Origin of the sequence: Microbacterium sp. GbtcB4 (genome assembly GCF_019091465.1) — a bacterium.
GTDB classification, from domain to species: domain Bacteria; phylum Actinomycetota; class Actinomycetes; order Actinomycetales; family Microbacteriaceae; genus Microbacterium; species Microbacterium paraoxydans.
The window spans coordinates 325,389-340,123 of sequence record NZ_JAGXJJ010000002.1; the positions used below are offsets into that span (position 1 = coordinate 325,389).

Annotated in this window: 16 protein-coding genes and 1 pseudogene; 10 read left to right on the top strand and 7 right to left on the bottom strand. The window is 65.4% G+C overall.

Features of this window, described 5'->3' with window-relative positions; all coding sequences use genetic code 11:
* Window positions 1-11: 11 nt before the first annotated feature.
* The 7 genes from KVS71_RS05500 to KVS71_RS05530 all read left to right on the top strand — a co-directional run bounded on the left by KVS71_RS05500 (window position 12) and on the right by KVS71_RS05530 (window position 6,483).
* On the top strand, window positions 12-521 hold the full coding sequence (locus tag KVS71_RS05500; RefSeq protein WP_231868231.1) for a signal peptidase II: 510 nt from the start codon (window positions 12-14) through the stop codon (window positions 519-521).
* Window positions 518-853 carry a DUF6804 family protein gene (locus tag KVS71_RS05505; protein ID WP_029266233.1) on the top strand — a complete coding sequence of 112 codons (336 nt, stop codon included), beginning with the start codon at window positions 518-520 and terminating at the stop codon, window positions 851-853. Before KVS71_RS05500 ends, KVS71_RS05505 begins: the two co-directional genes overlap by 4 nt.
* A gap of 25 nt (window positions 854-878) precedes the next feature.
* Entirely contained in the window at window positions 879-1,829 is a 951-nt protein-coding gene (locus KVS71_RS05510; RefSeq protein WP_029266234.1) for a cytochrome c oxidase assembly protein, read from the top strand.
* 70 nt (window positions 1,830-1,899) lie between these two features.
* Entirely contained in the window at window positions 1,900-3,423 is a 1,524-nt protein-coding gene (gene lnt, locus KVS71_RS05515) for an apolipoprotein N-acyltransferase (protein WP_051667918.1), read from the top strand.
* Window positions 3,420-3,923, top strand: a complete 504-nt coding sequence (locus KVS71_RS05520) for a DUF3515 family protein (protein ID WP_036331304.1) — start codon at window positions 3,420-3,422, stop codon at window positions 3,921-3,923. The genes lnt and KVS71_RS05520 overlap by 4 nt, the downstream gene beginning before the upstream one ends.
* Window positions 3,920-5,824 (top strand): cytochrome c oxidase assembly protein, encoded by a 1,905-nt coding sequence (locus KVS71_RS05525; RefSeq protein ID WP_062635481.1) that lies wholly within the window; start codon window positions 3,920-3,922, stop codon window positions 5,822-5,824. Before KVS71_RS05520 ends, KVS71_RS05525 begins: the two co-directional genes overlap by 4 nt.
* Window positions 5,821-6,483, top strand: coding sequence for a copper resistance CopC family protein (locus tag KVS71_RS05530; RefSeq protein WP_051667920.1), 663 nt, complete (start codon window positions 5,821-5,823; stop codon window positions 6,481-6,483). The genes KVS71_RS05525 and KVS71_RS05530 overlap by 4 nt, the downstream gene beginning before the upstream one ends.
* Before the next feature lie 501 nt (window positions 6,484-6,984).
* Here KVS71_RS05530 and KVS71_RS05535 read toward each other — a convergent pair.
* The 5 genes and pseudogenes from KVS71_RS05535 to KVS71_RS05555 all read right to left on the bottom strand — a co-directional run.
* Window positions 6,985-7,452, bottom strand: a complete 468-nt coding sequence (locus tag KVS71_RS05535) for a signal peptidase II (RefSeq protein ID WP_231868230.1) — start codon at window positions 7,450-7,452, stop codon at window positions 6,985-6,987.
* Complete coding sequence (locus KVS71_RS05540) at window positions 7,449-8,057, bottom strand: cadmium resistance transporter (protein WP_029266243.1); 609 nt, start codon at window positions 8,055-8,057, stop codon at window positions 7,449-7,451. The genes KVS71_RS05535 and KVS71_RS05540 overlap by 4 nt, the downstream gene beginning before the upstream one ends.
* Window positions 8,057-9,973 carry a cation-translocating P-type ATPase gene (locus KVS71_RS05545; RefSeq protein WP_062635479.1) on the bottom strand — a complete coding sequence of 639 codons (1,917 nt, stop codon included), beginning with the start codon at window positions 9,971-9,973 and terminating at the stop codon, window positions 8,057-8,059. Before KVS71_RS05545 ends, KVS71_RS05540 begins: the two co-directional genes overlap by 1 nt.
* A complete protein-coding gene (locus KVS71_RS05550) occupies window positions 9,970-10,329 on the bottom strand; it encodes a helix-turn-helix transcriptional regulator (RefSeq protein WP_083391616.1) in 360 nt (119 codons plus the stop codon). The genes KVS71_RS05545 and KVS71_RS05550 overlap by 4 nt, the downstream gene beginning before the upstream one ends.
* Window positions 10,330-10,596: 267 nt before the next feature.
* A pseudogene (locus tag KVS71_RS05555) lies at window positions 10,597-11,013 on the bottom strand (cytochrome c biogenesis CcdA family protein); the annotation flags it as partial.
* A 122-nt stretch (window positions 11,014-11,135) separates the two neighbouring features.
* On the opposite strand from KVS71_RS05555, the gene KVS71_RS05560 reads away from it, so the two are divergent.
* Window positions 11,136-11,711, top strand: coding sequence for a helix-turn-helix transcriptional regulator (locus KVS71_RS05560; RefSeq protein ID WP_158698513.1), 576 nt, complete (start codon window positions 11,136-11,138; stop codon window positions 11,709-11,711).
* Window positions 11,711-12,295, top strand: a complete 585-nt coding sequence (locus KVS71_RS05565) for a hypothetical protein (protein WP_105949236.1) — start codon at window positions 11,711-11,713, stop codon at window positions 12,293-12,295. The genes KVS71_RS05560 and KVS71_RS05565 overlap by 1 nt, the downstream gene beginning before the upstream one ends.
* 53 nt (window positions 12,296-12,348) lie before the next feature.
* Here the strand turns inward: KVS71_RS05565 and KVS71_RS05570 are convergent, their stop codons facing one another.
* A complete protein-coding gene (locus KVS71_RS05570; protein WP_105949235.1) occupies window positions 12,349-13,404 on the bottom strand; it encodes an alpha/beta fold hydrolase in 1,056 nt (351 codons plus the stop codon).
* Between the two features lie 36 nt (window positions 13,405-13,440).
* The gene (locus tag KVS71_RS05575) at window positions 13,441-14,184 is read right to left on the bottom strand and encodes a phosphotransferase (protein WP_105949234.1); all 744 of its coding nucleotides are present in this window, start codon (window positions 14,182-14,184) and stop codon (window positions 13,441-13,443) included.
* A 107-nt stretch (window positions 14,185-14,291) separates the two neighbouring features.
* Here KVS71_RS05575 and KVS71_RS05580 point away from each other — a divergent pair, with 107 nt between their 5' ends.
* The gene (locus KVS71_RS05580; protein ID WP_105949233.1) at window positions 14,292-14,729 is read left to right on the top strand and encodes a hypothetical protein; all 438 of its coding nucleotides are present in this window, start codon (window positions 14,292-14,294) and stop codon (window positions 14,727-14,729) included.
* Window positions 14,730-14,735 lie beyond the last annotated feature (6 nt).

A 14,735-nucleotide genomic window follows, 5' to 3' on the forward strand; every position in this document is an offset into this window, starting at 1 on the left:
GAAGGTTCGCCGTGGTGTTGATCATCGCCGCGATCGTCACTTTGGTCGATCAGGGAACCAAGGCCCTCGCTCTGAGCTCATTGAGCCAGGATCAGCGCATACCCCTGGTCGGCGATTGGCTCGGTCTTCAATTGGCGTTCAACCCGGGGGCGATCTTCTCGTTGGGCGAAGATGCGACCTGGGTCATCACTGTCGTCGGCGTCATCGCGACCACTCTGCTCGTGGGAGCCGCTACGCGAACCCAAAACGCATGGTCAGCAGTCGGCTTCGGTTTCATCGTGGGAGGCGCGATCGGCAACCTCATCGATCGCCTCTTCTCTCCCCCGTCGTTCGGAATCGGACACGTCACCGACTTCCTCGCCTACGGAAACCTCTTCATCGGAAATCTGGCCGATGTCGCCCTGGGTATCGGCGCCGTGTTCCTTGTGATCGCGGGTCTGCGCGCCAGTCGCCGACACTCCTCGCCTTCTCGCCCCGAATCCACAGATCCCGCACCAGCCGAAGAGATGGCCCGCCCATGAGCCCCAAACAACGTGTTCCCTCCACCTATCAGCGCAATGCTCTCGCCCCCAGCCTCGTCGCTGCCGCCATCCTGTTTCTCGCGCCTTTGCTCGTCCAGGCGGGCTGGGCGCCACTCGTCCTGTTTGTTGCGTCGATTTTCGGGCTGATCATCGCATGGTTCGCCGTGCAGGCCCGTCATTGGTGGTGGGTACCGATCTTCGTCGCGGTGGCTGTGCTCTGGAATCCGGTGATGCCCTTCCCCTTCTCCGGTGTCGTGTGGGAGATAGCTCAGCCCGTCGCCGCTGTGGTCTTCCTGGCGGCGGGGGCGACGATCAAGGTGATCCGGAAATGATCTGCGGGAACCTCGCGTCAACACCATGCTTGTGAGCGGCGCGATCCCCGACACTCCGCCAACGCTGCAGTCCTTGCTCGCGCCGGCGGATCTGACCATTCCTGTGTTGCCCGTCATCGCCGGAGTCCTTGCGGCCCTCTATCTCGTCGGAGCGGTCCGCCTATGGATGCATGGTCGGCGCTGGTCCGTCTGGCGGACCGTCAGCTTTCTTCTCGGATGTGTTCTCCTGGCGGCAGTCACTGGCCTTGGGGTAGAGGCGTACGGAGAAGTCCTTGTCTCTGTGTTCATGTTCCAGCAGCTGACCCTGATGATGACGGTGCCGCCGTTGCTGGTTCTGGGCTCGCCGGGCACTCTTCTCCTCCGAGCGACACCGCACCGTGGAGCCGGCCGGATGATCCTCACGGCAGCGCATACCGGTCTTCGGAGTCGCGCCGCCAGGTGGTTGCTCAGCCCGTGGTGCACGGTTCCCCTCTACCTGTTCGCCTTCTACGGCCTCTACCTCGCGGGCTCGGCGGACGTCATCCTCGCCCTGCCTGCCGGCCACGTCATGCTCGAGTTGGCGTTCCTCCTCGCCGGCGTGCTGTTCACCATTCCGATCCTGTCTTCGGATCCACTCCCGGTGAGGTTGGGTCACGGAGCGCGGGCACTCGATGTGTTCGCCGAAGCCGCACTCCACGCGTTTTTCGGAGTGTTTCTCATGATGGCCAGCACGATCCTGGTCGGTTCGTTCGTCGCACCCACGGAGGCCCTGGGCGTCGACCCCCTCGAAGATCAACAGCTTGCCGGCGCGCTGGCTTGGTCGTATGGCGAAGCGCCCACGGTGCTGATGCTGGTGTACGTGATGCACCGCTGGTTCCGCAGCGACACGGCCGCTGCTGCTGCTGCAGACCGGTACGTCGATCTGCATGGGAACTCAGAGCTCGACGCGTATAACTCCTACCTCAGCAAACTGAACTCTGATGACCCTCAACGTTGATGCAGTCGTGAGGCGCCCAATCGCCTCCCGCAGGAGGTGTAGTCGTCACATCGGGTTCGATCCACGCACCATGTCGACGGCAGTACCGTTGCCCGTTGCGATAGTCGCGTCCGCTATCGCCGGCGCCGCGCTGGATCTTGCGTACCCGGAGCTCGGCTGGTGGCCCGTGGCCTTTGCGAGTGTGACGATCGGCCTGTGGACACTGCGCGGGCGTTCGCTACCCGCGGCGTTCTTGGTTGCCCTCGTCTACGGGGCCGCGTTCTATTTCACCCACCTCGTCTGGGTCTCACGATTTCTCGGCCCCATCCCCTGGGTGGCGTTGGCCGGACTGGAATCGCTGCTCTTTGGTGCCGGTGGGATGCTGATTGCGCTCGCATATAGGGTGATGACCAGCCGCTCGCGGTGCGGATATTCCATGATCACGCCTGCGCTCATCGCAGGCGTGTGGGTGCTGCGCGAAACCGTGATGGGAACTTTCCCTTACACGGGGTTCCCCTGGGCGCGGATCGGATTCACCCTTACTCAAAGCCCGTTCGCGGAAGCCGCCTCCTGGGTGGGAACTACCGGGCTCTCCTTCCTGACGGTCCTCATCTGCGCGAGCAGCTTGGACGCACTCGCTCATCGACGACGGCGACCGGGAGCAGTCGCAGTTCTCGCTCTCACTGCCACCGCGCTCGCCCCCCTGTTCCCCACTACGCAGGCAGGTGCCATACGTGTCGGATGGGTGCAAGGAAACGGACCAAGCGGCTACTTCGACACCAAAGCACCCGGCGACATCATGCGGGCTCAGGAAGGGGCGACAGCTCCTCTCCTCGGTCGGGGGATGGATCTTCTCGTCTGGCCAGAAGGCGCAGTCGACGCGGATCCTTTCCAGGATGCAGACGTCACCGACCGGCTTGACCGACTCGTAGCAGACGCCGGCGCTCCGGTGTTGGTGAATGCGGCGACCGTGCGCGGCGACGATACTTTCAATACGTCGATCCTGTGGACGAGCGCCGGACCGCAGCAGATCCACGACAAAGCCAACCCCGTGCCTTTCGGCGAATACGTCCCGGACCGTTGGTTCTACGAGGCCATCGCTCCTGACCTCATCGGACTCATTCAGCGCGAGTACACGCCTGGCTCAAACACGCCCCTCGTGAACGTCGGCGGTGTTCCCGTCGGTCTGGCGATCTGTTTCGACGTCATCTACGACAACGTCATTGAGGACAGCGCGGCGAAGGGCGCACAACTGTACGTGTTCCAGACGAACAACGCCGACTTCAGAGGCACAGATGAGAACCTCCAGCAGCTCGCTATTGCGCGTATGCGCGCCATCGAAACCGGAAGAAGCATCGTGAACGTGTCGACGACCGGCACGAGCCAGGTCATCCGCCCTGATGGGACCCCACTTGCAGAGCTCGCGGTGAACACGCAAGGCGCAAACGTCACCGAAGTGCCCCTCTATACCGGGACCACGCCAGCGGTGGTTCTTATGCCGTGGATCGGGTGGGCGTTGAGCATGGGAACCGTATTGATGCTGCTCGTCACCACCGCTACTCGTCAGCAGCGAGCGGGCGAGGATTTCCGTTTTCACGAAGGGAACACGCTGTGAAGACAAAATCGCTCTCGCTTGGTGCGGCGTTCGGCGCGCTGCTTCTGCTCAGCGGGTGCGCTCCCACCGTGCATCTCGAGGCGGCTCCGAAAGCGAACGATCCGTTGTGCGCGGAGGTCACGGCCCGGCTACCCGACTCTATCGGTGATCAGGCGCGGGTGTGGACGGACGCGCAAGCCACTGGCGCATGGGGAAGTCCCACCAGCGTGCTGCTCACCTGCGGGCTGGACTCACCGGCTCCCACCACGCTGCAATGTGTGAGTTTGGGGGGCGTCGATTGGATCGTGGACGAAGCGGAGACACCAAATCTACGGTTGACGACCTACGGGCGGGAGCCCGCAGCGCAAGTGTATGTGGACACGACGACGTTGTCGGCCGACGCCGTTCTCCAAGCACTTGCCGGAGCGATTCAGCAGCTTCCGAAGAACGATGCGTGCACAGAACCGATCACGAAAGACCCTGACGAAGAAACCTCTTCGACGGAGGGAGCGACACCGTGACGCCTCCTATTCTCCGCGTCGCCGGGCTGACGATTTTCGTCGTCTCTGCAATCGTCGCCGTCGTCATCGGGCTGGTGATCGGCGGAGGAGCTGCACCGAGGCTGACCAGCGACCCCGGCGCGGTGGTTCGCTGGGGCCTCCCGGTCGCGAAACTACTCGTCAACCTCTCTGGCGCTGCAATGGTAGGACCACTCGTGTTCGCTCTGTTCGCTCTCGCATCCGGCACGAAGCCCTTCCTCACCGCGCTCAATCTTGCCTCGGCGGGTGCCGCAATTCTTACCGTCGCGAGCGGGACGGTCACCTTCCTCACCTTCCTGTCCTCGTTCAACCCGAAGGTGAGCCTGGAGGCAGAGTTCGGCGCACAACTGGGCCGTTTCCTCCTCGACACCGAGCTTGGAAGATCTTGGCTCATCACCGCCATCTTCGCGTCGGTCGTGACCGTGCTCGCATTCGCGGTGCGCGGCTACGGTGCCGTGCTCGTCACAACGATGCTCGCGATCATCAGCCTGATTCCGATGTCCACTCAGGGGCACTCCGGGGAACTGGCCAACCACGACGCGGCAGTCATGTCTCTCACCCTGCATATCGTTTCGGCGGCGGTGTGGCTCGGCGGGCTCACATTGCTCATCGTGATCCGTCCGGGCCTTCCATCGTCCACCCTCGAGGACATACTCCGACGGTACTCGACGTTGGCACTCATCGCCTTCGTCGTCGTCGCCGTATCGGGGTATGCCCGGGCGCTCACTGCCCTCGGACGATGGGACGACCTCGTCACGCCGTATGGGCTGATCCTGCTCGCAAAGATCCTCGCGCTGGTGGTGATGGGCATCCTCGGAGCCGCCTACCGCGGTCGACTCATCGCAAAAGCGGGCGAGGGCCGCAACACCTTCTGGATGTTCGTGTGCGTCGAGCTGGCATTCATGGGTATCGCAAGCGGCGCCGCCGCGGCCCTTGCCCGAACAGCCGCACCCGCGGACACGATCACGATTCCTCAGACCACGGCCGCGGAGATCCTCACCGACGCCCCAGTCCCGCCAGAATTCACGACGGAGCGATGGTTCACGGCGTGGAGCATTGATCTGCTGTGGGTGATTGTGGGAGGTTTCGCGGTGTTCTTCTACCTTGCCGGGGTGGAGCGCATGAGACGTCTCGGGCAGCCTTGGCCGATGCGGCGCACCATCGGCTGGGTGATCGGGATGGGCGCGCTCGTGTGGACCACCAGTGGCCCGCTCGCTGTGTACGACGAACCTCTGATCAGTATGCGTTTCCTCTCTTTCGCACTTCTCGGCCTCGTCATACCGGTACTTCTCGTTTCCGCTGCGCCCCTCGTGCTCGCACTCACCGTCATACATCCTCGGGACGACGACAGCCGCGGAGCTCTCGAATGGCTTCTGTGGGTTGCCGCCAGCCGAACAATTCGGCTGGCGCTCAACCCCATCATCACCGCCATACTGTTCACCGCCACGATGTGGCTGATCACATACTCGGACCTCTTCCGATGGTCGCTTTACGACCAACTCGGAAGCGAATGGATGATCACGCACCTCCTCGTTATCGGGTGCCTCTTCGTCAGTTCGCTCTTCCGGCGCAATGGCGCCGTGCCCGCTCCCGGGCGATCTCGGCGGTGGACCTTCACCGCACTCATCACTCTGACTCTGACGACGGTGTTCATCGGCATCGCCACCATCACCCGAACAGACCTCATCGTCGCCGAGTGGTTCGGCGCCATGGGACGGAGCTGGGGATCCACCCCGCTCCAGGACCAGCGCGTCGGAGGAATCATCATCGTCGGAATCGCGGCTTTGCTCGCGGCCCTGATCGCAGCCTCGGTGCTGCGCCCCCAGCGCACAAACTCAGTTACCCTCCCCACGCACACCTCCCGAAAGGACGCATCGCGGTGACCTCGACCCGACGCCCGACCTGGCTCGCCGGCAGCATCATGACCCTGATTGCCTTGAGCATCATCGTCGCCCCCGCACCCGCGGCCATGGCGCACGATAACCTCCTCGACGCGGTACCCGCGCCGGAAGAGACGGTGACACAGCTCGACGCCGTCGCCCTCACCTTCAGCGGAGAGCTCATCGACTTCAGCCAGGCCAGCTTCGCGCAGGTCCAAGGCCCCGATGGTCTGTACTACGAGAGCGCGTGCTCGACTATCGACCGCAACGTCCTCACCACTCCGGTGAGACTCGGAAAACCTGGTGTCTACACCGTCCTCTGGAACGCGGTCTCCAGCGATGGGCACCCCATCTCCGAGAGCTACACGTTCACCTACGCACCGACAGGCGTGGACCCCGAATTCGGGTGGGACAAACCAGCATGCGGAAATGAAGAGTCCCGCGCTCAACCCGGTAAGTCGACTCCGTCGCCTACCCCCACAACGAGCGGTGAAACGGAAAACTCAGAGCCGTCGTCGGCACCGACATCCCCACCCCAGGACGAAACCACAGCCATCGCGATTCCCCTCATCATCGCCGTAGGCGTGGTCGGAGTTGGCGTCATCGCCACAGCTCTCGTCGCACGACAGTTGCGCCGAAAGAAGGATCAGCGCCATGACTGATGTACGGACCCCGGCCATCGGGTCGCAGCGACGACGCAGTTACGCGCCGACCATACCCAGCGCGAATCAGTCACATGTGGCGAGGTGCCACGGAAGCGGCAGCCCCCCAGGAGACGATGGACGCGCGAACACGTTATCCATGCGACTGAAAGAAGGGAAAGCGTGAACGCCCACATCGCGAACGAAGCAGCTGCATCATCCGAGGACTGCGGGTGCGCGCCCACCCCCGCTGAACGCGACTCCTTCTGGAAGCTGCGCATCAGCCGGCGCGGGGCGCTCGGACATCGCGCCCTCAGCGCCGTTGCTCTCGCCAGCTTCGGCATCACCTCCGGCGTGTCCGCCCCGTACGCGGCGTCCTATCTCGGTTGGGACGATTTCCAACGAGTCAAAAGCAACGAAGCGGCCAAAGCCGCGGAGGTCACGCGCGTCGGAGGGCTGGTCCAGTCGCTGCCGCAGAAGGTCGCCGAGACTAGGAGTGCGCCGCGATCGCCGCTGCGAAGATCACGATGTCGGCGATGTTCCCGATGAACCAGTTCCCATAGGCGAGGAAGTCCACGACATGTCCGCGGGCGAATCCAGGCCCCGAAAGAGACGATCGCCTGCGTGTGATGCTGCAGCTCCGCCGAGCGCGCCGACGATGATCGCCCAACCTGGGCGCTGAACTCGGAGTGCGAATACGATCGCTGCGATGGTGGCGGCGACGGCGAGTAGCGCGAAGACCCAGGTGTAGCCCTCCCCGAAGGAGAATGCCGCTCCGGGGTTGTAAGCAAGTTGCAACCAGCCAGGCCGCCCGATCAGGGGGATGCGCTCGCGTTCGGTGAGGCTTGCTTCCGCCCACATTTTCGTTCCCTGATCGATCAGAACAACAACCGCGGCGATCAGCAGCGCTCCGCCAGTGAGTTGCCAGCGCTGTGCCGGCGACAATTTCCGCGGAGCGGACGGGCGAGCTTCTGCCTCGGGCGACGTCATGCGAGGACCTCAATCAGACGAACGATGACGCCGGATTCGATCAGGATGAACAGACCCAGACCGATGAACACGGCCGGGACGAGCCAGTGCTCGACGCGTTCCAGCCCCTCAGTGACAGCCTTGTTGGTGCCGATCAGCCGTCCAGCGGCGCACCAGACGGCGACGAGAACGAGGAACACGACGATCATGACGGCGACGTCGCCGGGTGCGGTGGTGCGGAAGATCGGCGTGTACAAAGAGATATTGTCCGCCCCATTGGCAATCGTGATCCCCGCAACACCCCACATTCCAACCGCGGTGATCTTGGCGTCGTCGTCATCGTCATCGCCGTTGCGGCGCAGGCCGGCGACAAGCGTCCAGATACCGATGCCGAGCGGGATCAGGCCGAGGAAACCGACCCATTCGTCCGGGACGATCGTGAGGCCGAGCGCGGCGATCACGCTGATCACGACGAGGGCGATGAACCCGAGGTACTGGCCAGCGACGATCTGCCAGGGCCGGGGCTTCCCCCGGCTTGAGGCGAGGAACAGCACGGTGAGCACGACGATGTCGTCGATGTTGGTCGCTGCGAACAAGCCGATCGCTGATCCGATGGTTGCGAGCATCAGCTTTCCAGCCGCGGAGTGTGTGCGCGGGCGGCTCGCAGCCCGTTGAGGATCACGATGACCTCCGCGACCTCGTGGACCAGGACGACGGCCGCGAGCCCCAGCACTCCGAAGAGTGCGAGCGGGAGCAGTGCCGTGATGATCAGCAGCGACAGGATGATGTTCTGGTTGATGATCCGTCGCCCTCGGCGGGCGTGATCGAACGCCCGTGGGATGAGGCGGAGATCATGGCCGGTGAACGCGACGTCCGCGGATTCGATCGCCGCGTCGGAGCCGGTCGCGCCCATCGCGATACCGATGTCCGCGCCAGCGAGGGCCGGAGCGTCGTTGATGCCGTCGCCGATCATCGCGACCGCCCCTGCCTTCGACAGCTCACCGATCGCGGCCGCCTTGTCTTCGGGGCGCATCTCGGCTCGCACGTCAGTGATGCCGGCCTGCGCAGCCAGTGCACGAGCGGTGCGGGTGTTGTCGCCGGTGAGCATCGTCACGCCGATGCCCTGTCTTGTCAGCGTCCGGACCACGTCGGGGACTTCGGGACGCAGCTCGTCGCGAACGCCGATCGCGGCGACCGGGGACCCGTCACGGTGCACGATCACGACGGTCATGCCCTGCTCCTCGAGCCCCGCCACCCGGTCCGTCAGGTCGTCGGCGTCCAGCCAGCGGGGGCTGCCGACGGTGATTCTCGATCCGTCAACGGTGCCGTCGATGCCGTGCCCGGGCTGCTCGGTCACATCGGCAGCCGCCAGAGTACCCGGGGCCGCTGCGGTGATCGCGGCAGCCAGAGGATGCGTGCTGTGCTGCTCTAACGCTGCCGCCCACGCCAGGGCCTGAGCCTCCGTCACGCCGTTCGCGGTGAGGACGGCGGTGACTGCCGGTTCGTTGCGGGTGAGTGTGCCGGTCTTGTCGACGGCAACGTGGCGGACCGTACCGAAGCGCTCGAAAACAGCACCGGACTTGATGATTACACCGAACTTGCTCGCCGCACCGATCGCGGCGACGACCGTCAGCGGTACCGAGATCGCGAGCGCACACGGAGACGCCGCAACGAGTACCACAAGCGCGCGGGTGATCCACACCTCAGGATCGCCCAGCACCGAACCGATGATCGCGACGAGCGCCGCGAGGATCAGAACGCCTGGCACCAGCGGTCGGGCGATCTTGTCGGCTAGACGAGCACGCTCACCCTTCTCCGTCTGCGCCTTCTCCACCAGCTCAACGATCGTGGTGAGCGAGTTGTCGCTGCCGGCCGCAGTTGTCTCGACCTCCAGTGCACCGACACTGTTGATCGCGCCGGCCGAGACCACATCGCCGGGCTCGACCTCGACCGGGATCGATTCGCCAGTGATAGCCGATGTGTCCAGGCTGGAGCGACCGGAGCGGACGATCCCGTCGGTCGCGATCCTCTCGCCCGGTCGGACAACCATGACCTGACCGACCATCAACTCTCTCGCCTGGACGTGCACGGCAGTGCCGCCCTGCAAGACGGTCGCTGTCTCCGGTACGAGCTTGAGCAGTGCACGCAGCCCGCCGCGGGCGCGGTCCATCGCCTTGTCCTCGAGTGCCTCAGCGATGGAGTACAAGAACGCCAGGGCCGCGGCCTCCTCCACGTAGCCGAGGACGACTGCTCCGATGGCGCTGATTGTCATCAGCAGCCCGATGCCGAGTTTGCCCTTGAAGAGCTTCCGAATCGCACCGGGCGTGAACGTCGACGCACCCAGCAGTAGGCCGATCCAGAACAGTACCAGCGCCGGGATCTCCTGACCCGACCACTCGAGAATCAGTCCGACCAGGAACGCTATGCCGGAGAAAACAGGCACCATGATCCCGCGGTCTCGCCACCAGGGCTGCTCGACCGCGTCGGATTCTTCGTCAGCAGTACTAGAGGGCTCGTGCTCGCAGCCGCACGCCGCGCTCACGCGTCCACTCCCGTCGCGCAGCAACCAACCACCATGCACGCTGAATCCACGCACGGCGCATGCGCGTCGACAGCCAGCGTCACATCGACGAGCGCGACGAGGGCCGCTGCAAGATGCGGGTCGGCGATCTCGTAGCGGGTCTGGCGACCTTCAGGCTCGGCGACCACGATGCCACAATCGCGTAGGCATGTCAGGTGGTTCGAAACGTTTGAACGGGTAAGGACCAGGTCCCGCGAAAGCACTGCAGGATAACTGGGTCCTTCGAGCAGAGTCATCAAGATCCGTGAGCGCGTGGGATCTGCCATCGCCCGGCCAAGCCGGTTCATCACGTCGATACGGGAAGTAATAGTCAGCACACACTGACTGTACAGCAGTGGATGACCAATCGCTAATGGGCTGCCCACTCCCCACCCCGCGGGCGATGCGCGAACAAGCTTCCATCTCATTCCCTACTCGGTGGCGCCACGACCGTTGTGGGTCGCCAGTCGATCCCCGATGACTGCAACCGCAGGATCCCGCCGTTGACATCGTCTGCACCAAACCGATCGGGGCTGCAGGCATCGGCGGCCATCGAGAGGCTCTCCTCGGAACTCACCGCTTCACTGTCCGCTGCCTCGCCAGTCTTAGAGCGGAAGGATGACGGTGCCCATCACCGCCGTCAGCCGGGACATGATGTCGGTCCAGATTCCGCTTACCATCAAGGCGCCCAGCGCGAGGAGCAGCACCCCGCCGATGGCGTTCACGACGCGGATGTGTCGGCGGAGGAACCCGATTGTCTTCGTCGCCCATCCGAATCCGAGAGCGACGAGCAGGAACGGGATACCGAGGCCCAGGGAGTACGCGAGCCCGAGGAAGCTGGCACGCACGGGATCGCCGGCGTTGAAAGAGATCGCCACGATGGCGGCGAGGGTCGGGCCCATGCAGGGTGCCCAGCCAATGCCCAGCGCGATGCCCAGGAGCGGGGCACCGACAATGCCGTACTTGGAATCGATGTGAAAGCGCAGCTCACGTTGGGCGAAGCCGAAGAAGCCGAGGAACACATGGCGGGGGTTTTGCTTTGCCCTGGAACGAACAGGACGCGGCTTCCCGGATCTGAGGCGTCGCATCCTGATCCCAGCCGACGTAGAATATGGCTCAGAGGACATTTCTACGGGGAGGCGACGTGACCAACGCATCAGTGCTCGTGCGCGCTGCGCGGAAGAGCAGCGGGCTCACGCAGAAGGATCTCGCCGAGCGAACCAACGTCGATCAAGGCCGCGTATCTCGAGTGGAAGGTGGCCGCGAGGCTGAGTTCAGCACAGTCGAACGCTTCCTCCGTGGCGCCGGCTATCGCCTGTACTCCGCACCGACGCGACGGGACGACGCGGCGACCATCGCGGCGGCGATCCGCGGGTACCTGCGAGCGGGCGACAAGCACAGCGCGCTTCGCGAGTTCATCCAGCTGAGCGACAACCTCAACGCCGAGCACGGCCTCGTACGCGGGGTTCTCGGTCTCGCGGAACCCGAGCCGACCGGTGACCGCGTCTGGGATGCCGCCCTGGCAGCGCTCGTGGATCTTCGCCTCCGCGAGGAGGGGCTCCCCACCCCGGCGTGGGTCGACGGCCCGAACAGGAGGGTCCAGGTACCCCGAACCCTGGACGTCGATCCGGCGGATCCGATCCCGGCGCCCGACGACGTGCCCACGGAGTTCCTCGAGCGTGGTGTCCTTGTCTGGCAAGACACGCTGACGAGCGTCTGATGGCTGACGCCCTGAACCGCGACGACATCATCGCCGGCCTCCGCGACCTGGTCGGCGAGCTTCATGCCGCTGGCGAAGTCGCAGGCATCCGACTCGTCGGCGGCGCTGCGCTCGTCATCAGGTACTTCGACCGCCGTGCCACCGGAGACCTCGATTCCCTTCACATCAACCCTGGAAGTGACGAAGCCGTTCTCGCCGCGGCCTCGCGCGTCGGAGACCGACGAGGGTGGAGCGTCGGCTGGTTCAACTTCGCTGTGGAGCACGCCGATTCCGTACCGACGTTCGGGCGTCGAACTGTCGAGTGGGAGACGATCTACGACCGAGACGGCGTCATAATCCAGGTCGCCTCGAAGGACGCGCTTCTCGCCATGAAGCTCCGCGCCAACCGGCCAGGACGCGACGTCGACGACATCCGTCAGTTGCTCACCCTCTGCGGCATCACCACGTCGGAAGCGGCGGAGGCTCACTACGAGGACTTCTACCCGGGCGACGGTCTCAGCGACCGCGCTATCGGCATCGTCCAGCGGATCCTCGATGGCGGCCTGCCGACAGCGGTTCCCTCCCCCGGCCCCATCCATCTCTGACGCGATAACAGAGCGGGTGAAGAGAGCAGAACGGGAGGCGGCGACCCGCAGACTCACGCCGGCACAAGTGAGTCCGTCGAGCCGTCCCCCCTCGCGTTCCCCGCCGCGACCGCGTGCGGCAGCGCGTGGGCCACGAGGCTCACCAGGAACTTCCCGGGCTCCTCGAACATGCACAGGTGTGCGGAGTTCTCGAACCACACGACGTGCGTCGCGGGCGCCGTCACGGTCTCCAACCAGCGGGCGACCGGTCCGGTGGGGGTCGTCCAGTCGTGTCGTCCGAGGAACTGGAGCATCGGCACCTCGAACGACGTCTGGTCGCGGCCGTCGAAGCCGAGCAGGGCCGGCAGCACCTCGGGCATGGTCACCCCCTGCCCGACGCCGATGAGGCCCAGGTCGGCGTCCGTGTAATACGGGGACAGCTCCTGTGACTCGGTGAAGTACGCGAAATCGGAGCGATACGCCGAGAGGCCGCCGTAGTACTGCGCCCATCTCCGGCAGGTCACGATGCGTTCGACGGTCAACGGCTCCTCACCGGGGTACTCCCCGAGCGCCTGCAACTCGGAGACCGCCTGCTCGTTGCGATCCGCGACGGCACTCCGCATCGCGTGGCGGAAGCTCTCCTCCTCGTTCTCGGGACCGGAGATGACCTGGCCGACGCCGACGTACGCCCAGAGCAGGTCGGGACGCCGCCGGGCGAGGGTGAGCCCGAGGACCGTCCCCCAGCTGTGCCCGAGCACCCCGACCTTCTGCACGCCCAGCTCGCCCTGGAGCCACGCGATCAGCTCCGCGAGATCGTCGACGTACCGGTCGACGCTGAGGTCCATGTCCTCAGACACGGACCCTGCGGACTTGCCGCTCGCACGCTGGTCGTAGTTGACGACCGTGAAGTAGTCCTCCACGCCGCGTTGCCAGACCCACGACGAGGGCAGCGACGGCAGGGCCGGGCCGCCGTGGCAGACGACGAGTACGGGGTTCCGTGTGCTGCGCCCGCGGATCGAGACGAACTGGGGGACACCGCCGAGGTCGACGTACGCCGTCCGGTCGATCGACTCCGGGTTCGGGATCCGGCACAGATCCGCGATCACTGCGCGGCCGAGGTCGTCACTCATGTCGATCACCCTAGGAGACGCGGACCGGCGAAGCGGTCACGCCAGGGCGCGCTGCCACACACCCCGATGCGCGGTGACGTAGTCGAGCACCGCCGCCCAGTGCGCCCCGTGACCCGCGCGGTACATGGTCCCCCACGGCTCGCGCCCCGCCTCCGCGGACGAGCGCAGCAGGTCGAGCATCGCCTGCGTGCGCCGGCGCATCATGCCCGGGAGCACCGCGCGCAGCTCCGCGTCGGCGCCGTAGCCATCGACGAAGGCCGCGAGGTCGTCGGCGGAGCGCTGCGGGTCCCTGGTCGGATCGGGAAGCGCGAACGTCTGCGCGGAGAAGGCGAGGTCCCACGACCGGGTGCTCGGGGAGGCGCCGTCCCAGTCGATGAAGACCCAGCGGTCGCCGAGCATCAGATTCCACGGCGCCAGGTCGTTGTGGCAGATGAGCTCCTGCGCGGGCGCCGAGAGGGGTGGTTCCCAGATCGCGTCGGCATCAGGGACATACCGCGCCGAGACGTCATGGATCCGGCGGACCATCCCGCCCACGTGACCGAGCTCGGCGGCGGAGAGCGGTGCGGCATCCATCGCGAGCGTGCCGGGGATGAACTCGATGATCTGCCGCCCCTGCGCGTCTCTGCCGAGCGGCTCGGGCGCATCCACTCCGCCGTCCCGCATCGCCCGCACATAGGCGACGATGTGCGGGGTCGCGGCTGTCCACGCCTTGCGGACGGTGTCCCCGACCCGCACGACGGGTCCGCTCGCGTTGCCGCCCTCGAGGAGTTCCTCCCGCATCCCCCGAGGTTATCGGAGGCGCCTGCAGCAGAGATCACTCCTCCGGGTGACGAGGGATACCTCCCCCGACGGACGCCGTCCGCGAGCCGCGCCAGCAGAGTGGAAATATGACACGACGACACCTCCTCCCCGCCGCCGCCCTGCTCCTCGGCGGCACCCTGCTGCTCGGTGGATGCGCCGCCGTGGAGGGTCTCGTGCACAAGCAGTCGACCGGGACGTTCGACGACGCCGATGCCTTCCGCGCGGACGCGCCGATCGATGCGGACTGGGTTCCGGAAGACGCGACCGCCCTCACGCTGACGACGTCGACCATCGAGGACGCGGACGACGCCGTCCTCCTGCTGGCGAGCACGACAGCGCTGCCGGACGACTGCGTGGAGACGGAGCGGACCTCCGCCCCGACGTGGACCCTGGATGACGGCCCGTCCGCATACGAGGCGAAGACCGTCTTCGTCTGCGGCGACTGGAGCGTCATCCCGGCCGACGACGGCTGGTTCGGATGGACGCCGAACTCCGCTGAGGAGAAAGCCGCCGCCCGGGGCTGAGACCGC

Bases quoted from the DNA above. Each gene is read 5' to 3' on its own strand.
- KVS71_RS05505 (WP_029266233.1), top strand. From the start codon at position 518: ATGAGCCCCAAACAACGTGTTCCCTCCACCTATCAGCGCAATGCTCTC.
- KVS71_RS05510 (WP_029266234.1), top strand. From the start codon at position 879: ATGCTTGTGAGCGGCGCGATCCCCGACACTCCGCCAACGCTGCAGTCC.
- lnt (WP_051667918.1), top strand. From the start codon at position 1,900: ATGTCGACGGCAGTACCGTTGCCCGTTGCGATAGTCGCGTCCGCTATC.
- KVS71_RS05535 (WP_231868230.1), bottom strand. From the start codon at position 7,452: ATGACGTCGCCCGAGGCAGAAGCTCGCCCGTCCGCTCCGCGGAAATTG.
- KVS71_RS05540 (WP_029266243.1), bottom strand. From the start codon at position 8,057: ATGCTCGCAACCATCGGATCAGCGATCGGCTTGTTCGCAGCGACCAAC.
- KVS71_RS05565 (WP_105949236.1), top strand. From the start codon at position 11,711: ATGGCTGACGCCCTGAACCGCGACGACATCATCGCCGGCCTCCGCGAC.
- KVS71_RS05570 (WP_105949235.1), bottom strand. From the start codon at position 13,404: ATGAGTGACGACCTCGGCCGCGCAGTGATCGCGGATCTGTGCCGGATC.
- KVS71_RS05575 (WP_105949234.1), bottom strand. From the start codon at position 14,184: ATGCGGGAGGAACTCCTCGAGGGCGGCAACGCGAGCGGACCCGTCGTG.
- KVS71_RS05580 (WP_105949233.1), top strand. From the start codon at position 14,292: ATGACACGACGACACCTCCTCCCCGCCGCCGCCCTGCTCCTCGGCGGC.